An 18422-nucleotide genomic window follows, 5' to 3' on the forward strand; every position below is an offset into this window, starting at 1 on the left:
CGTCAAACCGGGCCGTGGCGCGTCTGGCGGGGGCCCGCTGAGGGTTGCTCCTGCTCCAGGCGCTCTACCATCCACTCGATGAAATGGCGCACCTTGGGGACTTCCGCGGCATGCTCGGGATAGGCCAGGTAGTAGGCCTCCTGGCTGGGCAGGGCGTGCGGCCAGGCGATCGCCAGCTTGCCTTCGGCGAGTTCCTCCTCGACCAGGAAGCGCGGTAGCAAGGCTACCCCGCAACCGGCCTGGGCGGCGCGGATGCACATGTAGAAGGTGTCGAAGCGTGGACCGTGGTAGCAACCCTGGCAATTTCGCTCCAGGCTGGCGAACCAGTCGTGCCAGGCCTCCGCGCGGCTGGCGTTCTGCAGCAGCACCAGCCCCGCCAGTTGGGTCGGCTCGTCCAGTCCGCCGGCCGGCAGCAGGGATGGCGCGCAGACCGCCACCAGTTGTTCGCCGAACAGGCGTATGCACTCGGCGCCCGGCAGGGTGCCGGGGCCGAAGAAGAACGCCAGGTCGCAATGGCCCTGGCGCAGGTCGTCCGGTTCCAGTTCCTGGCGCAGGTCGAGGTGGATGTTCGGGTGGCGGTGGCGCCAGCCGTTCAGTTGCGGGATCAGCCAGCGCGCGCCGAAGGTCGGCGGGGTCGCCACCCGCAGCACTTCGGTCTCGCCGCCGTAGGAGAGCAGGAAGCGGGTGGACAGTTCTACCTGTTGCAGGATGCGTCGTACCTCGGCCAGGTACAGCTCGCCGGCCGGGGTCAGTTGCAGGCGCTTGCGCACCCGGCGGAACAGGGCGTGCTGCAGCTGCTCCTCGAGTTGCGCGACCTGCTTGCTCATGGCGCTCTGGGTCAGGCTCAACTCTTCGGCGGCGCGGGTGAAGCTCAGGTGCCGGGCTACCGCTTCGAAGCATTGCAGGGCGGTCATCGACGGCAGGCGGCGTTTGTTCAGCATGGCGGGTTTCCTGGCGCGGGTGGAGCGGGCGGAACGCGTTATATGAATAAACGGAATGACGTGGGGAGGAAAGCTCGCTTGCCGGAGTGCCGGGCGACGCTTATTACTGCCGGCAAGTCTCGCGATAGAGCATTCGCTGGCTTATGACGAATCCGTCACAGGGCTTTGCGCCGAACGTGGCGTCGCTAATGGATATGTCCATGTCGTATTCGAATCGACTTTTTCCGCCAAGTACCGAATCCCGGGAAGTTCATGTTCATATTAATTTTAAAAACCGCTCTGTCCTGCACTTTCATTGAAAAAGAGGACCTCAATTAGTGCGTGGAACGCACCAGTGACGTGCAGTTTCTAACCGCTTCAATATCGTTGTAGAGTTATTCCTAGGAACGGTTCAGGCCTTGTGAGGCCTGAGCTGTAGCTCTTCGAAGGGGATTCGGAGAAATGCCTAAATGACTGATTTCCAATAACAAAGATAAAAACGGAAAGGAGGGCTAAAGTTCTTGTGGCCGGCCACTCAGGAAAAAAACGAATGGCACGCCGCTTGCTCTGCCTGTTGAGCGAAACACAACAACAACATCGTAGTTACGAGCGCCAACATCATCCTCAGGAGCAACACCCCATGTCCAAGAAGCTGTTCAGAAAAGGCATCCTGGCTCTCGCGGTTTCGTCCGTGATGGGTCTTTCCACGCATGCGCTGGCCGACGTCGTGATCGGCGTGGCCGGACCGCATACCGGCGCCAACGCCTCCTTCGGCGAGCAATACTGGCGCGGCGCGTCCCAGGCGGCGGAAGACATCAACGCGGCGGGTGGGATCAACGGCGAGAAGATCAAGCTGGTCAAGGCCGACGACGCCTGCGAACCGAAGCAGGCCGTGGCCGTGGCCAACCGTCTGGTGGACCAGGACAAGGCCATCGCCGTGGTCGGCCATTTCTGCTCTTCTTCGACCATCCCCGCGTCCGAGGTCTACGACGAGGCCGGGATCATCGCCATCACCCCCGGCTCCACCAACCCGCAGGTCACCGAGCGCGGACTCTCCGGGATGTTCCGCATGTGCGGCCGCGACGACCAGCAGGGCGTGGTCGCCGGCGACTATATCGTCAACGTGCTGAAGGCCAGGAAGGTCGCGGTGATCCATGACAAGGACACCTACGGCCAGGGCCTGGCGGACGCCACCAGGGCGCAACTGAACAAGCTCGGCGTGAAAGAGGTTCTCTACGAGGGCCTGACCCGCGGCGAGAAGGACTTCAACGCGCTGGTCACCAAGATCCGCGCCTCCGGTGCCGAGGTCGTCTACTTCGGCGGCCTGCATCCGGAGGCCGGTCCGCTGGTACGGCAGATGCGCGAACAGGGACTGACCGCCAAGTTCATGTCCGACGACGGCGTGGTCACCGACGAACTGGCGACCACCGCCGGCGGTCCGCAGTACGTCAAGGGCGTGCTGATGACCTTCGGCGCCGACCCGCGGCTGATCCCCGACGGCAAGGCGGTGGTGGAGAAGTTCCGTGCCGGCGGTTTCGAGCCGGAGGGCTACACCCTCTACTCCTACGCCTCGATCCAGTCCCTGGCGGCGGCCTTCAACGGCGCTGGCGCCAACGATCCGGCCAAGGCCGCCGAGTGGCTGAAGTCGCATCCGGTGCAGACCGTGATGGGCAAGAAGGAATGGGACAAGAAGGGCGACCTGAAAGTCTCCGACTACGTGGTCTACGAGTGGGACGACAAGGGCAAGTACCACCAGTTGCCCTGATCGCGCTCGACCGCCATGCGCCGGGCACAGGCCCGGCGCATGGGTAAGTCCGGGAGCTGCTGAAGTGCTCGCCCGTGCTTGCCGCCGTAGTGCGGATTCACCGAAGACGTCTGCGTGTGGTCGGTCTGGAGTCCCGCGATCCGGGGCCGTTTCAGTAGCACCCGTCCGCTTTCACCGGCGAGCGCCGGCGCGCCTTACAAAGGCCGTCGCGATTCGCCCTGAAGAGACTGAAAAATGGACGGCATCTTCCTCCAGCAAATGATCAACGGGCTGACCCTCGGCTCGGTCTACGGCCTCATCGCCATCGGCTACACCATGGTCTACGGCATCATCGGCATGATCAACTTCGCCCACGGCGAGGTGTACATGATCTCCGCCTACCTGTCGGCCATCGCCCTTGCCCTGCTGGCCTTCTTCGGCCTGCAGAACTTCCCGTTGCTGATCCTCGGCACCTTGCTGTTCACCGTGCTGGTGACCTGCACCTACGGCTGGGTGATCGAGCGCATCGCCTACAAGCCGCTGCGCAACTCCACGCGCCTGGCGCCGCTGATCTCGGCGATCGGCATGTCGCTGATCCTGCAGAACTACGTTCAGGTGGCGCAGGGACCGCGCCAGCAGGGGATCCCGACCCTGCTCGACGGCGCCCTGAAGTTCCACGTCGGTGACGGTTTCGTCCAGCTCACCTACACCAAACTGTTCATCCTGATCGCTTCGCTGATCGGCATGGCGGTGCTGACCTACGTGATCCGCTACACCAAGCTCGGGCGCATGTGCCGGGCGACCCAGCAGGACCGCAAGATGGCTTCGATCCTGGGGATCAACACCGACCGGGTGATCTCCTACGTGTTCGTCATCGGCGCGGCGATGGCCGCCCTGGCCGGGGTGCTGATCACCATGAACTACGGCACCTTCGACTTCTACGCCGGCTTCATCATCGGCATCAAGGCGTTCACCGCAGCGGTGCTCGGCGGCATCGGTTCGCTGCCCGGGGCGATGCTCGGCGGCCTGGTGCTGGGAGTGGCCGAGGCGCAGTTCTCGGGGATGGTCAACACCGACTACAAGGACGTGTTCGCCTTCTCGTTGCTGGTACTGATCCTGATCTTCCGTCCCCAGGGCCTGCTCGGCCGCCCGCAGATCGCCAAGGTGTAAGGGGACGACGATGAGCAACGAGACTTCCATCGATCTCAAGCAGTGCGTCCTCGATGCCGTGCTCTCCGGGTTGATCGCCCTGGTGGTGTTCGGCCCCATCGTCGGCGTGGTCCTCGACGGCTACGGCTTCAACCTGCATTACGAGCGGGTCGGCTGGATCATCGCGATCGTGATGGCCGGGCGCTTCCTGCTCAGCCTCTACCTGCAGACCCGCGGCGGACGCGCCGTGCTGGAGCGCTTCGAGGGGGCCGGCAGCGGCGTCCACGTCCTGCCGCCGGGCTACAAGACCCGCTTGCGCTGGATCGTGCCGCTGATCCTGGTGGCCGCGGTGATCTTCCCGTTCTTCGCCAGCAAGTACCTGCTGGCGGTGGTCATCCTCGGCCTGATCTACGTGCTGCTGGGCCTGGGCCTGAACATCGTGGTCGGCCTCGCCGGGCTGCTCGACCTCGGCTACGTGGCCTTCTACGCCATCGGCGCCTATGGCCTGGCGCTGGGCTACCAGTACCTCGGCCTGGGCTTCTGGACCGTCCTGCCGCTGGCCGCGCTGACCGCCGCGATGGCCGGGGCGATCCTCGGCTTCCCGGTGTTGCGCATGCATGGCGACTACCTGGCGATCGTCACCCTGGGCTTCGGCGAGATCATCCGCCTGGTACTGAACAACTGGCTGTCCTTCACCGGCGGGCCGAACGGCATGCCGGCGCCGTCGCCGACCTTCCTCGGCCTGGAGTTCGGCCGCCGGGCCAAGGATGGCGGGGTGCCGATCCACGAGTTCCTCGGCATCGCCTACAACCCCAACATGAAGTTCCTGTTCATCTACGTGGTGCTGTTCCTGGTCGTGCTGCTGGTGCTCTACATCAAGCACCGGCTGACCCGGATGCCGGTCGGGCGCGCCTGGGAAGCGCTGCGCGAGGACGAGATCGCCTGTCGCGCGATGGGCCTCAACCATGTGCTGGTGAAACTCTCGGCGTTCATGCTCGGCGCCTCCACCGCGGGACTGGCCGGGGTGTTCTTCGCCAGCTACCAGGGCTTCGTCAACCCGTCCTCGTTCAACTTCTTCGAGTCGGCGCTGATCCTCGCCATCGTCGTGCTCGGCGGCATGGGCTCGACGGTCGGGGTGGTGATCGCCGCCTTCGTCCTCACCGTGGCGCCGGAGCTGCTGCGCAGCTTCGCCGACATCCGCGTGCTGCTGCTCGGGATACTCATGGTGGTGATGATGATCTGGCGGCCGCGCGGGCTGATCCGCATCAGCCGGGTGGGCTTCGCCCCGCGCAAGGGGGTGGCGCCATGAGCGACAAGATTCTCAGCGTCGAGCACCTGATGATGCACTTCGGCGGCATCAAGGCGCTCAACGACGTCAACCTCGACGTCGAGCGCGGTTCGATCACCGCGCTGATCGGCCCCAACGGCGCCGGCAAGACCACCGTGTTCAACTGCCTCACCGGCTTCTACAAGGCCACCGGCGGCAACATCCTGCTCAACACCCAGGGGCGCACCACGGACGTCATCCAGGTGCTCGGCGAGCCGTTCCAGCTGGACGACTTCGTCAAGCCGCCGCAACTGGGCAGTCGCCTCTACTACAAGATGTTCGGCGGCACCCACCTGGTGAACCGCGCCGGGCTGGCGCGGACGTTCCAGAACATCCGCCTGTTCAAGGACATGTCGGTGGTGGAGAACCTGCTGGTGGCGCAGCACATGTTCGTCAACCGCAACCTGCTCGCCGGCATCCTCAACACTCCTGGCTATCGCCGCGCCGAGAGCGAGGCGCTGGACCACGCGTTCTACTGGCTGGAGGTGGTCGACCTGGTGGACTGCGCCAACCGCCTGGCCGGCGAGATGTCCTACGGCCAGCAGCGGCGCCTGGAGATCGCCCGGGCCATGTGCACGCGGCCGGAACTCATCTGCCTGGACGAACCGGCCGCCGGCCTCAACCCGGCCGAGACCCAGGCCCTGAGCAACATCGTCCGCTACCTGCGCGACCACCACGGGATCACCGTACTGCTGATCGAGCATGACATGGGCATGGTGATGAACATCTCCGACCACATCATCGTGCTCGACCACGGCGACGTGATCGCCCGTGGCAATCCCGAACAGATCCGCCATGACGAGAAGGTGATCGCCGCCTATCTCGGTGCCGACGAAGAGGAGCTGTCATGAGCGCGGCGTTGCTGGAATTCCGTGAGGTGGACGTGTTCTACGGGCCGATCCAGGCGCTGAAGAAGGTCTCGCTGCAGGTCAACGAGGGCGAGACGGTGAGCCTGATCGGCGCCAACGGCGCGGGCAAGTCGACGCTGTTGATGTCGATCTTCGGCCAGCCGCGCGCGGCGGCCGGGCAGATCCTCTATCGCGGCCAGGACATCCGCCAGAAGTCGGCGCACTACGTGGCGTCCAACGGCATCGCGCAGTCGCCGGAAGGACGCCGGGTGTTCCCCGACATGAGCGTCGAGGAAAACCTGCTGATGGGTACCATCCCCATCGGCATGGACCACGCCGAGGAGGACATGCAGCGCATGTTCGAGCTGTTCCCGCGCCTGAAGGAGCGGCGCAACCAGCGCGCCATGACCATGTCCGGCGGCGAGCAGCAGATGCTCGCCATCGCCCGCGCGCTGATGAGCCGGCCGAAGCTGCTGTTGCTCGACGAGCCCTCCCTGGGCCTGGCGCCGATCGTGGTCAAGCAGATCTTCCAGACCCTGCGCGAGCTGGCCAGGAGCGGCATGACCATCTTCCTCGTCGAGCAGAACGCCAACCATGCGCTGAAGCTCTCCGACCGCGCCTACGTGATGGTCACCGGGGAAATCCGCATGAGCGGCAGCGGCGAAGAACTGCTCGGCAACCAGGAGGTGCGCAACGCCTATCTCGGCGGACATTGAGCGCGCCCGCCCCGGCTGCCTGGCCGCCGGGGCGGGCGCTGCCCTGGAGCCACGGAGGAAACTCGACTTATGCACAGCCTGCGCTTTTTCAGCAACGCCGAGGTCGCCGAGCGCCTGTCTTATCCACAACTGATCGAGGCGTTGCGCATCGGCCTGGCCAAGCCTTGCAGCGCGCCGCTGCGCAGCTGCCATGCCTTGCCGGCGCAGGCCTCGCTGCTACAGATGCCGGTGTGGCAGGCCGGTGAGGGGATCGGCGTGAAACTGGTGACGGTGTTCCCTGGCAATGGGGCGCGTGGCCTGCCGGCGGTGGCCGCGGTGTTCGCTCTGTTCGACGGCGAAGACGGTCGCCCGCTGGCGTTGCTGGAGGCTTCGGAGCTGACCGCCCGGCGTACCGCCTGCAGCTCGGCGCTGGCCGCCGACTACCTGGCGCGGGACGATGCGCGGCGCCTGCTGGTGGTCGGCTGCGGAACCCTGGCTGCGCACATGGTGCGGGCTCACGCCTGCGTGCGCGACTATCGCCACATCGACATCTGGGGCCGCGATCCGGCCAAGGCCGCCGCGCTGGCCGCCCGGCTGCGCGAGGAGGGCTACCCGGCGCGAGCGGCCGACGGGTTGCGCACGGCGGTGGAGGCGGCCGATTGCGTCAGTTGCGTTACCACCTCCCGCGAAGCGCTGGTGCGCGGCGCATGGCTGAAGCCGGGCGTCCATCTCGACCTGGTCGGCGCCTTCCTGCCGTCCATGCGCGAGACCGACGCCCTGGCGGTGGCGCGCGCGCGGGTCGTGGTGGACACCCGCGCAGGCGCGCTGGAAGAGGCCGGCGACCTGTTGCAGGCGATCGCCGAAGGCGCCATCGGGCGCGAGGCGATATCCACCGAACTGCGCGATTTGCTGGGCGGGGCAGGGCGGCGCGGCGATCCCGCGGAAATCACCCTGTTCAAGTCGGTGGGTTATGCGCTGGAGGACCTGGTCGCCGCGCGCCGGGTTGTGGATAACGCCACCTGAGGTTGTTCAGGATTTCTGTGCGGGGGCTTGTGGATAAGGTGGGTAAGAACCGCCAAGCCCCTGAATCGGCGAGGGTTAGGCGTGGCTGGTCAGAAAATGATCAGTGTTCGCGCCGGGGCACTTATCCCCAACGCGTGGTCATGCCGCTGCCACAGTTGTTCAGGAAAACTGTGCGACGACCTGTGGACAAGTTGGTGGCTATTCGCTGCGGCCCAAGCACAGTGCGGGTTCCGCGGGGTTGGTCGTTTTTTGAGCAGGCGCCTCGGCAAACTCGTGCGCAACTGTATGGCCAACCGGGCACGGCGAGGCTCTAGAATCCCCGGACATCGTTTTTCCGCCCCGTACGAGGAGATGCCCATGTCGTCCACCCTGTTCATCACCGGCGCCACCTCAGGCTTCGGCGAAGCCTGCGCCCGTCGTTTCGCCGAGGCCGGCTGGTCGCTGGTGCTCACCGGCCGTCGCGAGGAGCGTCTGCAAGCCCTGGCCGGCGAGCTTTCGGCGAAGACCCGGGTGTTGCCGCTGACCCTGGACGTGCGCGACCGCGCGGCGATGAGCGCGGCCGTGGACAACCTGCCGGAAGAATTCGCCACCCTGCGCGGCCTGATCAACAACGCCGGCCTGGCGCTGGGCACCGACCCGGCGCAGTCCTGCGACCTGGACGACTGGGACACCATGGTCGACACCAACATCAAGGGCCTGCTCTACAGCACGCGCCTGCTGCTGCCGCGGCTGATCGCCCACGGCGCCGGGGCGAGCATCGTCAACTTGGGTTCGGTGGCCGGCAAGTGGCCCTATCCGGGTAGCCATGTCTACGGCGGCACCAAGGCTTTCGTCGAGCAATTCTCCCTGAACCTGCGTTGCGACCTGCAGGGCACCGGGGTGCGCGTGACCAACCTCGAGCCGGGGTTGTGCGAGAGCGAGTTCTCCCTGGTCCGCTTCGGCGGCGACCAGGCGCGCTACGACAAGACCTACGCCGGGGCCCATCCGATCCAGCCGGAAGACATCGCCGAGACCATCTTCTGGATCATGAACCAGCCCGCCCACCTGAACATCAACAGCCTCGAGATCATGCCGGTGAGCCAGTCCTGGGCCGGCTTCGCCATCCACCGCGAAAGCTGACCGGCGGAGGCGGCCGGGGCACGCTATGATGCCCCGGTCGTCCCGATCGAATAAGCGAATTCCATGAGCAAACCGGGCCAACGCGTGCTGGCCGAGCTGCGCAAGCTGATCGCTTCCGGTGAACTCGCCGCCGGCGAGCGCATCGTTGAGATTCCCACCGCCGAACGCCTGCAGGTCTCGCGCATGCCGGTGCGCATCGCCCTGCGTACCCTCGAGCAGGAAGGCCTGCTGTGCAAGACCGGGCGCGGCTACAGGGTGCGCGCGGTGACCCGCGAGGATATCGCCGGCGCGGTCGAGGTGCGCGGCGTGCTGGAAGGCCTGGCGGCGCGCCAGGCGGCCGAGCGCGGGTTGTCCGCCGAGGCACGGGCGACCCTGGAGGAATGCCTGGCCGAGGGCGACCGATTGTTCGCCAACGGCCGGGTCCTGATGGAGGAGCTGGAGCGCTACCAGCGCATGAACATGCGTTTCCACCGTACCATCATCGAGGCCAGCGGCAACCCGGCGATCGCCGTGGCGCTGGCGCGCAACGACCACCTGCCGTTCGCCTCGGTGAGCGCCCTGGCGGTGGATCGCGACAATCTCGAGCAGGAGTTCCGCCGTTTCAACTTCGCCCACATGCAGCACCACGCGGTGGTCGACGCGCTGGTCAACGGCCAGGGGGCGCGCGCCGAGGCGATCATGCGCGAGCACGCCAACGCGACCCTGCGCTACGCCGACTACTTCGATCCGGCGCGGCAGGGTGTCACCGTGCTTCACGGCGACGTCGCCGCCGACTAGAGATCCAGCACCAGCCGTGGGCTGCGCGAACGCGAACAGCAGGGCGTGAAGCAATCGTTGGCGGCCTGCTCCTCTTCGCTGAGGTAGAGGTCGCGATGCTCCGGCTCGCCGTCCAGCACGCGGGTCAGGCAGGTGCCGCAGATGCCCTGCTCGCAGGACGCCGGCAGGTCCACCCCGGCTTCGCGCAGCGCCGCCAGCACGGTCTGCCCGGCGGCGACCCGGATCAGCGCCCCGTTGCTGGCCAACTGCACTTCGAAGGTGCCGTCCGCACTGGCGTCTCGTGGCGCGGCGGCGAAGTGCTCGCGATGCAGCCGACCTGCTTCCCAGCCCAGTTCGCGGGCGCTTTCTTCGATCCACTGCATGAAGCCCGCCGGCCCGCAAAGGTATAGCTGGGCGTCGCGCGGACTGGTCGCCAGCAGGGCGCGAAGGTCCGCGCGCCGGCTGCTGTCGCCGTGGTCGAAGTGGCAGTGCACGCGGTCGGCGAAGGCACACTGGCCAAGGTAGTCGACGAAGGCCGCGCGCTCGGCGGAATGCGCGCAGTAGTGCAACTGGAAGTCGGCGCCATCGCGGGCCAGGTGTTCGGCCATCGCCAGCAGCGGCGTGATGCCGATGCCGCCGGCGAACAGCAGGCGCGGACCGGGCTCCGGCGACAGCGGGAAGAGATTGCGCGGCTCGCCGATGCGCAGCCGCTGGCCGACCCGCAGTTCGGCGTGCAGCGTGGCCGAGCCGCCGCGCGAGTCGCGGCAGCGCAGTACGGCGATACGGTAGTGGCGCGGCCGTTCGGCGGGGCCGCAGAGGGAGTACTGGCGGACCAGGCCGTTGGGCAGGTGCAGGTCGATGTGCGCGCCCGGCTCGAAGGACGGCAGTGCCGCCCCGTCGGCCCGGAACAGTTCGAAGCTGTGGATATCCTGCGCCTCCAGGCGGATGGCGCCGACGATGACCTCGATCATGGCGAAGGCTCCCGTCAGGCCTGGGCGCAGTTGGGGGCGGCGGCCTGGCGCTCGTCCGCCAGCAGGCGCTCGATGATGCGCCGGGCCTGCACACCGCCGGCGTCGATGTTCAGTTTCAGCAGGTCGCGCCGTGGATGGCGCAGCAGGTTGCGCTGCTGGCTTTCGAGCATTTCCAGGTCTTCGCCGAAGATCTTTCCCTGGCCTTCGCGAATGCTCTCGGTGAGCGCCTGGTCGTGGGCCTGGAAGTTGCGCGCCATGCCCCAGAAGTACCAGATGGAGGTGTCGCTCTCCGGGGTGATGAAGTCGACCACGATGCTCGCCGCCTTGCGCTCCGCCGGCGCCTGGTAGCCGCCGTGGCCGGCGTGGGCCACGCCGACCTCGATCAGCACGTGGCTGGGCGGCGTGAAGCGGCAGATCTGCCAGCGGTCCACCGCCACGTCGTCGGCCAGGCCGTTGCCGCGCAGGGCCATGCGCCAGAACGGCGGGGCCATGACATTCTCCATGTGGCGGCTGGTGATCACCTCGTCGCCTTCCACCCGCGTGGTCGGCGCGGCCTCATCGATTTCCTTCTGGCCGATGCTGGACGCATGGACGTAGGTCTCGTGGGTCAGGTCCATCAGGTTGTCGATCATCAGGCGATAGTCGCAGTGGATGTGGTACAGCCCGCCGCCATAGGCCCAATCGGGGCTTTCCGCCCATTCCAGGCGGGGTATCAGCGCGGCGTCGGCCTGTTCTTCCGCGCCCGGCCAGACCCAGACGAAGCCGTGCCGTTCCTGCACCGGGAAGCGGCGGATACAGGGGAAGCCGCGAACTCGCTGGCCGGGCATCGCGCGGGTGCGGCCGTCCTCGCCCATCGCCAGGCCGTGGTAGCCGCAGACCAGCACGCCGTCCTCGACGAAGCCCAGCGACAGCGGCGCGCCACGGTGCGGGCAGAAATCCTCGAGGGCCGCCACGCGACCGTCCTCGCCTCGGTAGAAAACCATCGGCTCGTCGCAGATGCGTCGGCCGAGCGGCTTGCCGGCCAGTTCGTCGGGGGTGCAGGCCACGTACCAGGCGTTCTTCGGAAACATCATCGGATCCTCTCGTTGTTTTTGTAATTGGATCCAATGATTCGCGAGACAACTTTTCCAAGTCAACCGATTCTGTACAAAAAATAATCTGTTCGATAGTCGAACATAAAAAACTTCAGGAGTAGACCGCTCAATTACCTCGTTCCAGAGCCTTTCTCATATTCCGTTGACAGTGGGATATCCGCTGCTCATCCGTTTTCTTGTCGCAAAAATGGATCCAATAAGATTGCGGCATCGACGCAACGGTGCCAGGGTGCCTGCGCTTGCCGTGCCTACAACAACAAGAAAAAGGGTCTTCCCGATGATGGATTCCTGCATTCCCGCGCCTCGCTCCCACCTGCCGTCGCTTCCTTCCTGTCCGCTCGGGGAGGGCCGCCCATGAACCGGGACTTGCGCCGCGCTCTCGACGACGAACCGATGCGGCCGTTCCAGTGGCTGGCGGTGGCTGTGTGCATCGTGCTCAACCTGATCGATGGCTTCGACGTGCTGGTGATGGCCTTCACCGCATCCTCGGTGGCCGCCGAATGGAACCTGGGCGGCGCCGAGATCGGCCTGCTGCTCAGCGCCGGCCTCTTCGGCATGGCTGCCGGCTCGCTGTTCATCGCGCCCTGGGCCGACCGCTGGGGGCGCCGCCCGCTGATCCTCGCCTGCCTGGCGCTGTCGGGCCTGGGCATGCTCGCCTCGGCGCTGAGCCAGGCGGCCTGGCAACTGGCGTTGCTGCGCGGGCTGACCGGGCTGGGCATCGGCGGCATCCTCGCCAGCAGCAACGTGATCGCCAGCGAGTACGCCTCGCGGCGCTGGCGCGGCCTGGCGGTAAGCCTGCAGTCCACCGGCTACGCGCTCGGCGCGACCCTTGGCGGACTGCTCGCGGTATGGCTGATCGGCGCCTGGGGCTGGCGCTCGGTGTTCGTCTTCGGTGCTGGCCTGACCCTGGCGGTGATCCCCCTGGTCTGCCTGTGCCTGCCGGAGTCGCTGGACTTCCTCCTGGCGCGCCGGCCGCCGCGGGCGTTGCAACGGGTCAACGCGCTGGCCCGGCGCCTGGGCCGCGCGGCGCTCGCGGAACTGCCGAGCCCGCCCGGCGGCGGAGCGGAGCACGGTAGCCGCCTCGCCCGGTTGCTCTGCGTTGCCCAGCGACGCACCACGCTGCTGCTCTGGGCGCTGTTCTTCCTGGTGATGTTCGGCTTCTACTTCATCATGAGCTGGACGCCGAAGCTGCTGGTCGCCGCCGGCCTGTCCACCGCCCAGGGCATCACCGGCGGTACCCTGCTGAGCATCGGCGGGATCTTCGGTGCCGCCTTGCTCGGCGGGCTTGCCGCGCGCTTTCGCCTGGAGCGGGTGCTGGCGCTGTTCATGCTGCTTACCGCCGCTCTGCTCGCGCTGTTCTCGCTGAGCGCCGGGCTGCCCGGCGCGGCCTTGCCGCTGGGACTGCTGATCGGGCTTTGCGCCAACGCCTGCGTGGCCGGCCTGTATGCCCTGGCGCCGAGCCTCTACGACGCTTCGGTGCGCGCCACCGGGGTCGGCTGGGGGATCGGCGTCGGTCGCGGCGGGGCGATCCTCTCGCCGCTGGTGGCCGGGCTCCTGCTCGACGACGGCTGGCAACCGCTGTCCCTCTATGGTGCGTTCGCGGCGGTGTTCGTCGTCGCGGCCGCCGTGTTGCCGCTGCTCGGTGCGCGGCGTCGCGAGCGCTCGCCGACGCTGGGAGACGCTGCGTGAGGGCCGCCGGCGTTTCAGCGCTGGGCGGCGATGATCGCCTCGGCGATGGTGGTGCGGAACCAGTTCAGCGCCGCCGAGCGTTCGCTGCTCTCGTGCCAGTGCAGGGAAACGTCGAACGGCGGCAGGGTGAAGGGCAGTTCGAGCATGCGCATGCCGCCTTCGGCGACGAAGCGATAGGCGATCTGCGCCGGCAGGATGGTCAGCAGCTCGGTACCGGGAATGATCTTCGGCAGCACCGAGAAGTGCGGCACCCGCAGGCTGATGCGGCGCTGCACCTGCATGGCCTCGAGCACGTCCTCGGCGATGCCGTGGCCGGAGGTACGGGTCACCACGATGTGCCGCTCGGCCAGGTACTGCTCCAGGCTCAGGCTGTCGCCGATCCGTGGGTGGCGGTCGCTGAGCAGGCACACGTAGCGCTCGTGCAGGACCCGCTGGCTGCGCGCGCCGGGCACCGGCTGGCGGCAGATCGCCGCGTCGACCTTGGCGCTGCTCAGCCAGGCGCCGACCTCGTCCACCTGCAGCGGCAGCACTTCCACTTCGGCGAACGGCGCGTCGCGGGTCAGGCGTTCGAGGATCAGCGAGAGGAAACCCACTTCGCCGAGATCGGTGAGGGCGATGCGGAAACGTCGCTCGGTGGTCGCCGGATCGAAGTGGCGAACGCTCTGTACCGCGCCCTCGATGCGCGTCAGCGACTCGCGGAAGGTGCCGTAGAGCTGCTCGGCGACGAAGGTCGGCTGGATGCCGTCGCGGGTGCGGGTGAACAGCGCGTCGTCGAACAGTTCGCGCAGGCGTGCCAGGGCGTAGCTCACCGATGGCTGGGTGACGAACAGGCGCTCCGCGGCGAGGGTCACGCTGCCGGCTTCGTAGAGGGTGACGAAGGTGCGGATCAGGTTGAGATCGATCGGACTCATATAGATCGGTTCTATTTTTTATAGAAAGAGTATCGATTTGATTGATTATCGAGCGGCTGCAACAGTAGCGCAAATCCAGGAAACGAGCTTGAAGGCCTGCATGAAAACCGTCCATTCCGCGTCTTACCAGATTCTCCGTCGCCACGGCCTGACCACCGTCTTCGGCAACCCCGGCTCCAACGAGCTGCCGTTCCTCAAGGACTTCCCCGAGGATTTCCGCTACATCCTCGGCCTGCACGAGGGCGCGGTGGTCGGCATGGCCGATGGCTTCGCCCTGGCCAGCGGCCGCCCGGCCTTCGTCAACCTGCATGCGGCGGCTGGCACCGGCAACGGCATGGGCGCGCTGACCAACGCCTGGTACTCCCATAGCCCCCTGGTCATCACCGCCGGGCAGCAGGTGCGCTCGATGATCGGGGTCGAGGCGATGCTCGCCAACGTCGATGCCGGGCAACTGCCCAAGCCGCTGGTGAAATGGAGCCACGAGCCGGCCTGCGCCCAGGATGTGCCGCGCGCGCTGAGCCAGGCGATCCAGACCGCCAGCCTGCCGCCGCGGGCGCCGGTGTACCTGTCGATTCCCTACGACGACTGGGCGCAACCGGCACCGGCCGGCGTCGAACACCTGGCCGCACGCCAGGTCAGCGGCGCCGCGCTGCCGGCGCCGGCGTTGCTGGCCGAACTCGGCGAGCGCCTGTCGCGCTCGCGCAACCCGGTGCTGGTGCTCGGTCCGGACGTCGACGGGGCGAATGCCAACGGCCTGGCCGTGCAACTGGCGGAGAAGCTGCGGATGCCGGCCTGGATCGCGCCGTCGGCCTCGCGCTGTCCGTTCCCCACCCGCCATGCCTGCTTCCGCGGCGTGCTGCCGGCGGCCATCGCCGGGATCAGCCGGCTGCTGGACGGCCATGACCTGATCCTGGTGGTCGGCGCGCCGGTGTTCCGCTATCACCAGTTCGCCCCCGGCGACTACCTGCCGGCCGGCGCCGAGCTGGTGCAGGTCACCTGCGATCCCGGCGAAGCGGCACGGGCGCCGATGGGCGACGCGTTGGTCGGCGACATCGCGCTGACCCTCGAGGCACTGCTCGAACAGGTCCGCCCCAGTGCGCGGCCGTTGCCCGAAGCGTTGCCGCGACCGCCGGCGCTGGCCGAGGAGGGTGGACCGCTGCGTCCGGAAACCGTGTTCGACGTGATCGATGCGCTGGCCCCGCGCGACGCCATCTTCGTCAAGGAGTCGACTTCCACCGTGACCGCCTTCTGGCAGCGCGTGGAGATGCGCGAGCCAGGCAGCTACTTCTTCCCGGCCGCCGGCGGACTCGGCTTCGGCCTGCCGGCGGCGGTCGGCGCGCAACTGGCGCAGCCGCGGCGGCAGGTGATCGGGATCATCGGCGACGGCTCGGCCAACTATGGCATCACCGCACTCTGGAGCGCCGCGCAATACCGCGTGCCGGCGGTGTTCATCATCCTCAAGAACGGTACCTACGGCGCCCTGCGCTGGTTCGCCGGGGTGCTCGAGGTGCCCGATGCGCCGGGGCTCGACGTGCCCGGCCTGGACTTCTGCGCGATCGCCCGCGGCTATGGCGTCGAGGCGCTCCACGCAGCCACCCGCGAAGAGCTGGAAAGCGCCTTGAAGCATGCCCTGGCCGCTGATCGCCCGATTTTGATCGAGGTGCCGACGCAAACCATCGAGCCCTGAGTGCCGGCGTGCCGGCCACAGATACACCACAACAATAAAAAAGAGGTGGTCATGAACACGATTTCCGTTCGCGCGGCGCTTGGCGCCGCTTCCCCGGTCGAGCCTGGCGGCGATCGCGTCGCCGATATCGGCAGCCTGCTCGACGACGGACCTTTCACCCGCATGCAAAAGCTGGTGGTCCTGCTGGCCGCGCTTTCCATCGTGCTGGACGGTTTCGACGGCCAGCTCATCGGTTTTGCCATCCCGTTGATGATCCAGGAATGGGGGATCAGCCGCGAAGCCTTCGCCCCGGCGGTGGCCGCCGGGCTGATCGGGATGGGGATCGGCAGTGCTTGCGCCGGCCTGTTCGCTGACCGCTTCGGCAGACGTACAGCGGTGGTCGCCAGTGTCTTCCTGTTCGGTTCCGCGACCTGTGCCATCGGCCTGGCGCCGGACGCGCTGACGGTGGCGCTGCTGCGCTTCGTCGCCGGGCTGGGGATCGGCGGCGCCTTGCCCAGCGCCACCACCATGACGGCGGAGTTCACACCGGCACGCCGGCGCACCGTGGCGGTGACGGCGACCATCGTCTGCGTACCTCTGGGCGGGATGCTGGCTGGTCTGTTTTCCGCCCACATCCTGCCCTTGTATGGCTGGCGCATGCTGTTCTTCCTGGGAGGGGCGCTACCGCTGGCGCTGGGTTTCCTGTTGCTGGTGGCGTTGCCGGAGTCGCCGCGTTTCCTGGCGCGTCGGCCTGGGCGCTGGAAGGAGCTGGGGCGGCTGCTCGGACGCATGGAGCGGCCCATGGCCAGTGGGATGCGCTACATCGATGCGCTGGAACAGGCGAAAGAAAAACAGGATGGCTTCCGTGCATTGTTCGCCCCTGGCTACGGACGCGACACTCTCGCCATATGGGTAGCGTTCTTCATGTGCCTGACCGCTGTCTACAGTGCCTTCAGTTGGCTACCGACCATGCTCCTGTCCGAAGGGCTGCCGCTCGCAGTCGCCGGTTCCGGCCTGACCGCCTACAACCTGGGCGGCGTGATCGGCGCGCTGGTCTGCGCCAGCGTCATGACCCGCTGGGGTTCGTTCTGGCCGCTGCTCGTCTGTTGCGCCGCGGGGGCTGCCAGCGCCTTCGCCATGTTGGCGCTCGACGCCGACCGGCAGAGCGCGTTGCTGATCTTCGGCTTCGGCGTGCATGGACTGTTCGTCAATGCCGTGCAGTCCACCTTGTATGCGCTGTGCGCCTACATCTACCCGACCAGCGTTCGGGCCACCGGCACTGCCTCGGCGTTGGCCTTCGGTCGGCTGGGGGCGATCCTGAGCGCATTCGCCGGTGCCGGCGTGATCAGCCTGAGTGGCGCGCAGGGCTATCTGATCCTGCTGGGGACGGTAATGCTGCTGGCCCTGCTGGCCCTGACCCAGGTGCGACGCCACATTCCCGTGGCCTGGGGGCGGCAGGTTCCGGCAGGTGGCGCGGATGGCCGCGCAGGAGAGCGGTTGCTGGCAACCGGAGTGAGAGAGGAGGAGCGATGAGGATCAGTATCCTGGGGGCGGGAGCCATGGGCTCGCTGTTCGGTGGCTTGCTCGCGGAAAGCGGGCAGGACGTGGTGTTGCTGGATATCGACGAGGCGCATCTGGAGACGATTCGCCAGCGGGGCCTGCGCTTGCAGACCGACAGCGGCGACCGGCGGATCGGCGGGCTGCGGGCCTGCCGTCCGGAGCAGGCGCCGGGCCGGCCCGACCTGCTGCTGGTGTTCACCAAGACCTTGCATACTGACAAGGCGCTGGAAAGCGTCGCCGGGCTGGTCGACGGACGGACCCTGGTCCTGTCCCTGCAGAATGGCCTGGGTAACGCCGAGCGGTTGTGCCGGCACTTCTCCCCGGAGCAGGTGATGATCGGCATGACCACCTGGCCCGCTGATCGCGTGGGGCCGGGACACGTTCGCTCCCACGGGCAGGGCGTGGTGCGGATGCTGTCGGCTGATGCCGTGGAGCGTGCCGCGGCTGCCGAGGTCGCGGCCGTGCTCGACGCCGCAGGGCTGCGTTGCGCGGTGGACCGGGAGGTCTGGACCTCGATCTGGGAAAAGGTTGCGTTCAACGCCGCCCTGAACAGTTTGTGTGCGGTTACCGGCTGCCGGGTGGGGCAATTGACTGCGCTACCGGCGGGCGCCGAACTGGCCCGTGGCATAGTAGAGGAAGTCGTCGGCGTGGCCCACGCGGAAGGCGTAGCGGCGGATGCGCGACGTTGCCTGGCCAGTGTCGCCGAAGCCATGGCCCAGCATCGCGCGCACCAGCCGTCGATGCTGCAGGACGTGCTGGCCGGACGGCCCACGGAAATCGGCTCGATCAACGGCGAAGTGCTGGCCAGGGCGCGTCGTGCGGGTCTCGCGGTACCTCATTGCGAAATGCTGCTTGGCCTGGTGCGCCTGATCGAGGCGCGCATGGCCGACGAGCGACAAGCCGCGGCGACGCCAGCCGTCGCCAGCAGTCATCACCCATGATCCCTGTGC

General features: G+C 67.2%; 16 protein-coding genes. 12 read left to right on the forward strand and 4 right to left on the reverse strand.

Annotation, left to right across the window (positions count from 1 at the left end; all coding sequences use genetic code 11):
* Positions 1-2: 2 nt before the first annotated feature.
* Complete coding sequence (locus tag HMPREF2886_RS14720; RefSeq protein ID WP_003095575.1) at positions 3-941, reverse strand: LysR substrate-binding domain-containing protein; 939 nt, start codon at positions 939-941, stop codon at positions 3-5.
* 619 nt (positions 942-1560) lie between these two features.
* Here HMPREF2886_RS14720 and HMPREF2886_RS14725 point away from each other — a divergent pair.
* From HMPREF2886_RS14725 to HMPREF2886_RS14760, 8 genes are all read left to right on the forward strand, one after another.
* Positions 1561-2685, forward strand: coding sequence for a branched-chain amino acid ABC transporter substrate-binding protein (locus HMPREF2886_RS14725; RefSeq protein WP_033967905.1), 1125 nt, complete (start codon positions 1561-1563; stop codon positions 2683-2685).
* A 234-nt stretch (positions 2686-2919) separates the two neighbouring features.
* The gene (locus HMPREF2886_RS14730) at positions 2920-3834 is read left to right on the forward strand and encodes an ABC transporter permease subunit (protein ID WP_003095571.1); all 915 of its coding nucleotides are present in this window, start codon (positions 2920-2922) and stop codon (positions 3832-3834) included.
* Between the two features lie 10 nt (positions 3835-3844).
* Positions 3845-5122: a high-affinity branched-chain amino acid ABC transporter permease LivM gene (gene livM / locus HMPREF2886_RS14735; RefSeq protein ID WP_070747705.1), complete on the forward strand. Its 1278-nt coding sequence runs from the start codon at positions 3845-3847 to the stop codon at positions 5120-5122.
* Positions 5119-5991, forward strand: coding sequence for an ATP-binding cassette domain-containing protein (locus tag HMPREF2886_RS14740; protein WP_033967907.1), 873 nt, complete (start codon positions 5119-5121; stop codon positions 5989-5991). Before livM ends, HMPREF2886_RS14740 begins: the two co-directional genes overlap by 4 nt.
* Complete coding sequence (locus HMPREF2886_RS14745; protein ID WP_003095563.1) at positions 5988-6704, forward strand: ABC transporter ATP-binding protein; 717 nt, start codon at positions 5988-5990, stop codon at positions 6702-6704. The genes HMPREF2886_RS14740 and HMPREF2886_RS14745 overlap by 4 nt, the downstream gene beginning before the upstream one ends.
* A gap of 69 nt (positions 6705-6773) precedes the next feature.
* A complete protein-coding gene (locus HMPREF2886_RS14750; RefSeq protein ID WP_070747708.1) occupies positions 6774-7706 on the forward strand; it encodes a bifunctional Delta(1)-pyrroline-2-carboxylate/Delta(1)-piperideine-2-carboxylate reductase in 933 nt (310 codons plus the stop codon).
* Positions 7707-8063: 357 nt separating this feature from the next.
* Positions 8064-8825: an SDR family oxidoreductase gene (locus HMPREF2886_RS14755; RefSeq protein ID WP_003095557.1), complete on the forward strand. Its 762-nt coding sequence runs from the start codon at positions 8064-8066 to the stop codon at positions 8823-8825.
* 63 nt (positions 8826-8888) lie between these two features.
* Positions 8889-9602, forward strand: coding sequence for a GntR family transcriptional regulator (locus tag HMPREF2886_RS14760; RefSeq protein WP_033977102.1), 714 nt, complete (start codon positions 8889-8891; stop codon positions 9600-9602).
* On the opposite strand, the gene HMPREF2886_RS14765 is transcribed toward HMPREF2886_RS14760, so the two are convergent.
* Positions 9599-10552 carry a PDR/VanB family oxidoreductase gene (locus HMPREF2886_RS14765; RefSeq protein ID WP_070747711.1) on the reverse strand — a complete coding sequence of 318 codons (954 nt, stop codon included), beginning with the start codon at positions 10550-10552 and terminating at the stop codon, positions 9599-9601. The genes HMPREF2886_RS14760 and HMPREF2886_RS14765 overlap by 4 nt on opposite strands.
* Positions 10553-10566: 14 nt before the next feature.
* The gene (locus tag HMPREF2886_RS14770) at positions 10567-11622 is read right to left on the reverse strand and encodes an aromatic ring-hydroxylating dioxygenase subunit alpha (RefSeq protein WP_070747789.1); all 1056 of its coding nucleotides are present in this window, start codon (positions 11620-11622) and stop codon (positions 10567-10569) included.
* Positions 11623-12000: 378 nt separating this feature from the next.
* Here HMPREF2886_RS14770 and HMPREF2886_RS14775 point away from each other — a divergent pair, with 378 nt between their 5' ends.
* Positions 12001-13335 carry an MFS transporter gene (locus HMPREF2886_RS14775; protein WP_003112297.1) on the forward strand — a complete coding sequence of 445 codons (1335 nt, stop codon included), beginning with the start codon at positions 12001-12003 and terminating at the stop codon, positions 13333-13335.
* Between the two features lie 14 nt (positions 13336-13349).
* Here HMPREF2886_RS14775 and HMPREF2886_RS14780 read toward each other — a convergent pair whose 3' ends face one another.
* Complete coding sequence (locus tag HMPREF2886_RS14780; RefSeq protein WP_003095545.1) at positions 13350-14246, reverse strand: LysR family transcriptional regulator; 897 nt, start codon at positions 14244-14246, stop codon at positions 13350-13352.
* A gap of 100 nt (positions 14247-14346) precedes the next feature.
* Between HMPREF2886_RS14780 and mdlC the strand changes: the two genes are divergently transcribed.
* The 3 genes from mdlC to HMPREF2886_RS14795 are packed head-to-tail and all read left to right on the forward strand — an operon-like array spanning position 14347 to position 18413.
* Positions 14347-15933 (forward strand): benzoylformate decarboxylase, encoded by a 1587-nt coding sequence (gene mdlC / locus HMPREF2886_RS14785; RefSeq protein WP_058173459.1) that lies wholly within the window; start codon positions 14347-14349, stop codon positions 15931-15933.
* A 51-nt stretch (positions 15934-15984) separates the two neighbouring features.
* Positions 15985-17445: an MFS transporter gene (locus HMPREF2886_RS14790; protein WP_033967915.1), complete on the forward strand. Its 1461-nt coding sequence runs from the start codon at positions 15985-15987 to the stop codon at positions 17443-17445.
* Positions 17442-18413, forward strand: a complete 972-nt coding sequence (locus tag HMPREF2886_RS14795) for a ketopantoate reductase family protein (RefSeq protein ID WP_033967916.1) — start codon at positions 17442-17444, stop codon at positions 18411-18413. The genes HMPREF2886_RS14790 and HMPREF2886_RS14795 overlap by 4 nt, the downstream gene beginning before the upstream one ends.
* The last annotated feature ends 9 nt before the right edge of the window (positions 18414-18422 follow it).

The organism is Pseudomonas sp. HMSC066A08 (assembly GCF_001813025.1).
In the GTDB taxonomy this organism is placed as follows: Bacteria; Pseudomonadota; Gammaproteobacteria; order Pseudomonadales; family Pseudomonadaceae; genus Pseudomonas; species Pseudomonas aeruginosa.

Excerpts from the sequence above, each read along its gene's own strand:
- mdlC (WP_058173459.1), top strand. The coding sequence starts at position 14,347 with ATGAAAACCGTCCATTCCGCGTCTTACCAGATTCTCCGTCGCCACGGC.
- HMPREF2886_RS14770 (WP_070747789.1), bottom strand. The coding sequence starts at position 11,622 with ATGTTTCCGAAGAACGCCTGGTACGTGGCCTGCACCCCCGACGAACTG.
- HMPREF2886_RS14775 (WP_003112297.1), top strand. The coding sequence starts at position 12,001 with ATGAACCGGGACTTGCGCCGCGCTCTCGACGACGAACCGATGCGGCCG.
- HMPREF2886_RS14760 (WP_033977102.1), top strand. The coding sequence starts at position 8,889 with ATGAGCAAACCGGGCCAACGCGTGCTGGCCGAGCTGCGCAAGCTGATC.
- HMPREF2886_RS14730 (WP_003095571.1), top strand. The coding sequence starts at position 2,920 with ATGGACGGCATCTTCCTCCAGCAAATGATCAACGGGCTGACCCTCGGC.
- HMPREF2886_RS14780 (WP_003095545.1), bottom strand. The coding sequence starts at position 14,246 with ATGAGTCCGATCGATCTCAACCTGATCCGCACCTTCGTCACCCTCTAC.
- HMPREF2886_RS14795 (WP_033967916.1), top strand. The coding sequence starts at position 17,442 with ATGAGGATCAGTATCCTGGGGGCGGGAGCCATGGGCTCGCTGTTCGGT.
- HMPREF2886_RS14790 (WP_033967915.1), top strand. The coding sequence starts at position 15,985 with ATGAACACGATTTCCGTTCGCGCGGCGCTTGGCGCCGCTTCCCCGGTC.
- HMPREF2886_RS14745 (WP_003095563.1), top strand. The coding sequence starts at position 5,988 with ATGAGCGCGGCGTTGCTGGAATTCCGTGAGGTGGACGTGTTCTACGGG.
- HMPREF2886_RS14725 (WP_033967905.1), top strand. The coding sequence starts at position 1,561 with ATGTCCAAGAAGCTGTTCAGAAAAGGCATCCTGGCTCTCGCGGTTTCG.
- HMPREF2886_RS14765 (WP_070747711.1), bottom strand. The coding sequence starts at position 10,552 with ATGATCGAGGTCATCGTCGGCGCCATCCGCCTGGAGGCGCAGGATATC.
- livM (WP_070747705.1), top strand. The coding sequence starts at position 3,845 with ATGAGCAACGAGACTTCCATCGATCTCAAGCAGTGCGTCCTCGATGCC.
- HMPREF2886_RS14755 (WP_003095557.1), top strand. The coding sequence starts at position 8,064 with ATGTCGTCCACCCTGTTCATCACCGGCGCCACCTCAGGCTTCGGCGAA.
- HMPREF2886_RS14720 (WP_003095575.1), bottom strand. The coding sequence starts at position 941 with ATGCTGAACAAACGCCGCCTGCCGTCGATGACCGCCCTGCAATGCTTC.
- HMPREF2886_RS14740 (WP_033967907.1), top strand. The coding sequence starts at position 5,119 with ATGAGCGACAAGATTCTCAGCGTCGAGCACCTGATGATGCACTTCGGC.
- HMPREF2886_RS14750 (WP_070747708.1), top strand. The coding sequence starts at position 6,774 with ATGCACAGCCTGCGCTTTTTCAGCAACGCCGAGGTCGCCGAGCGCCTG.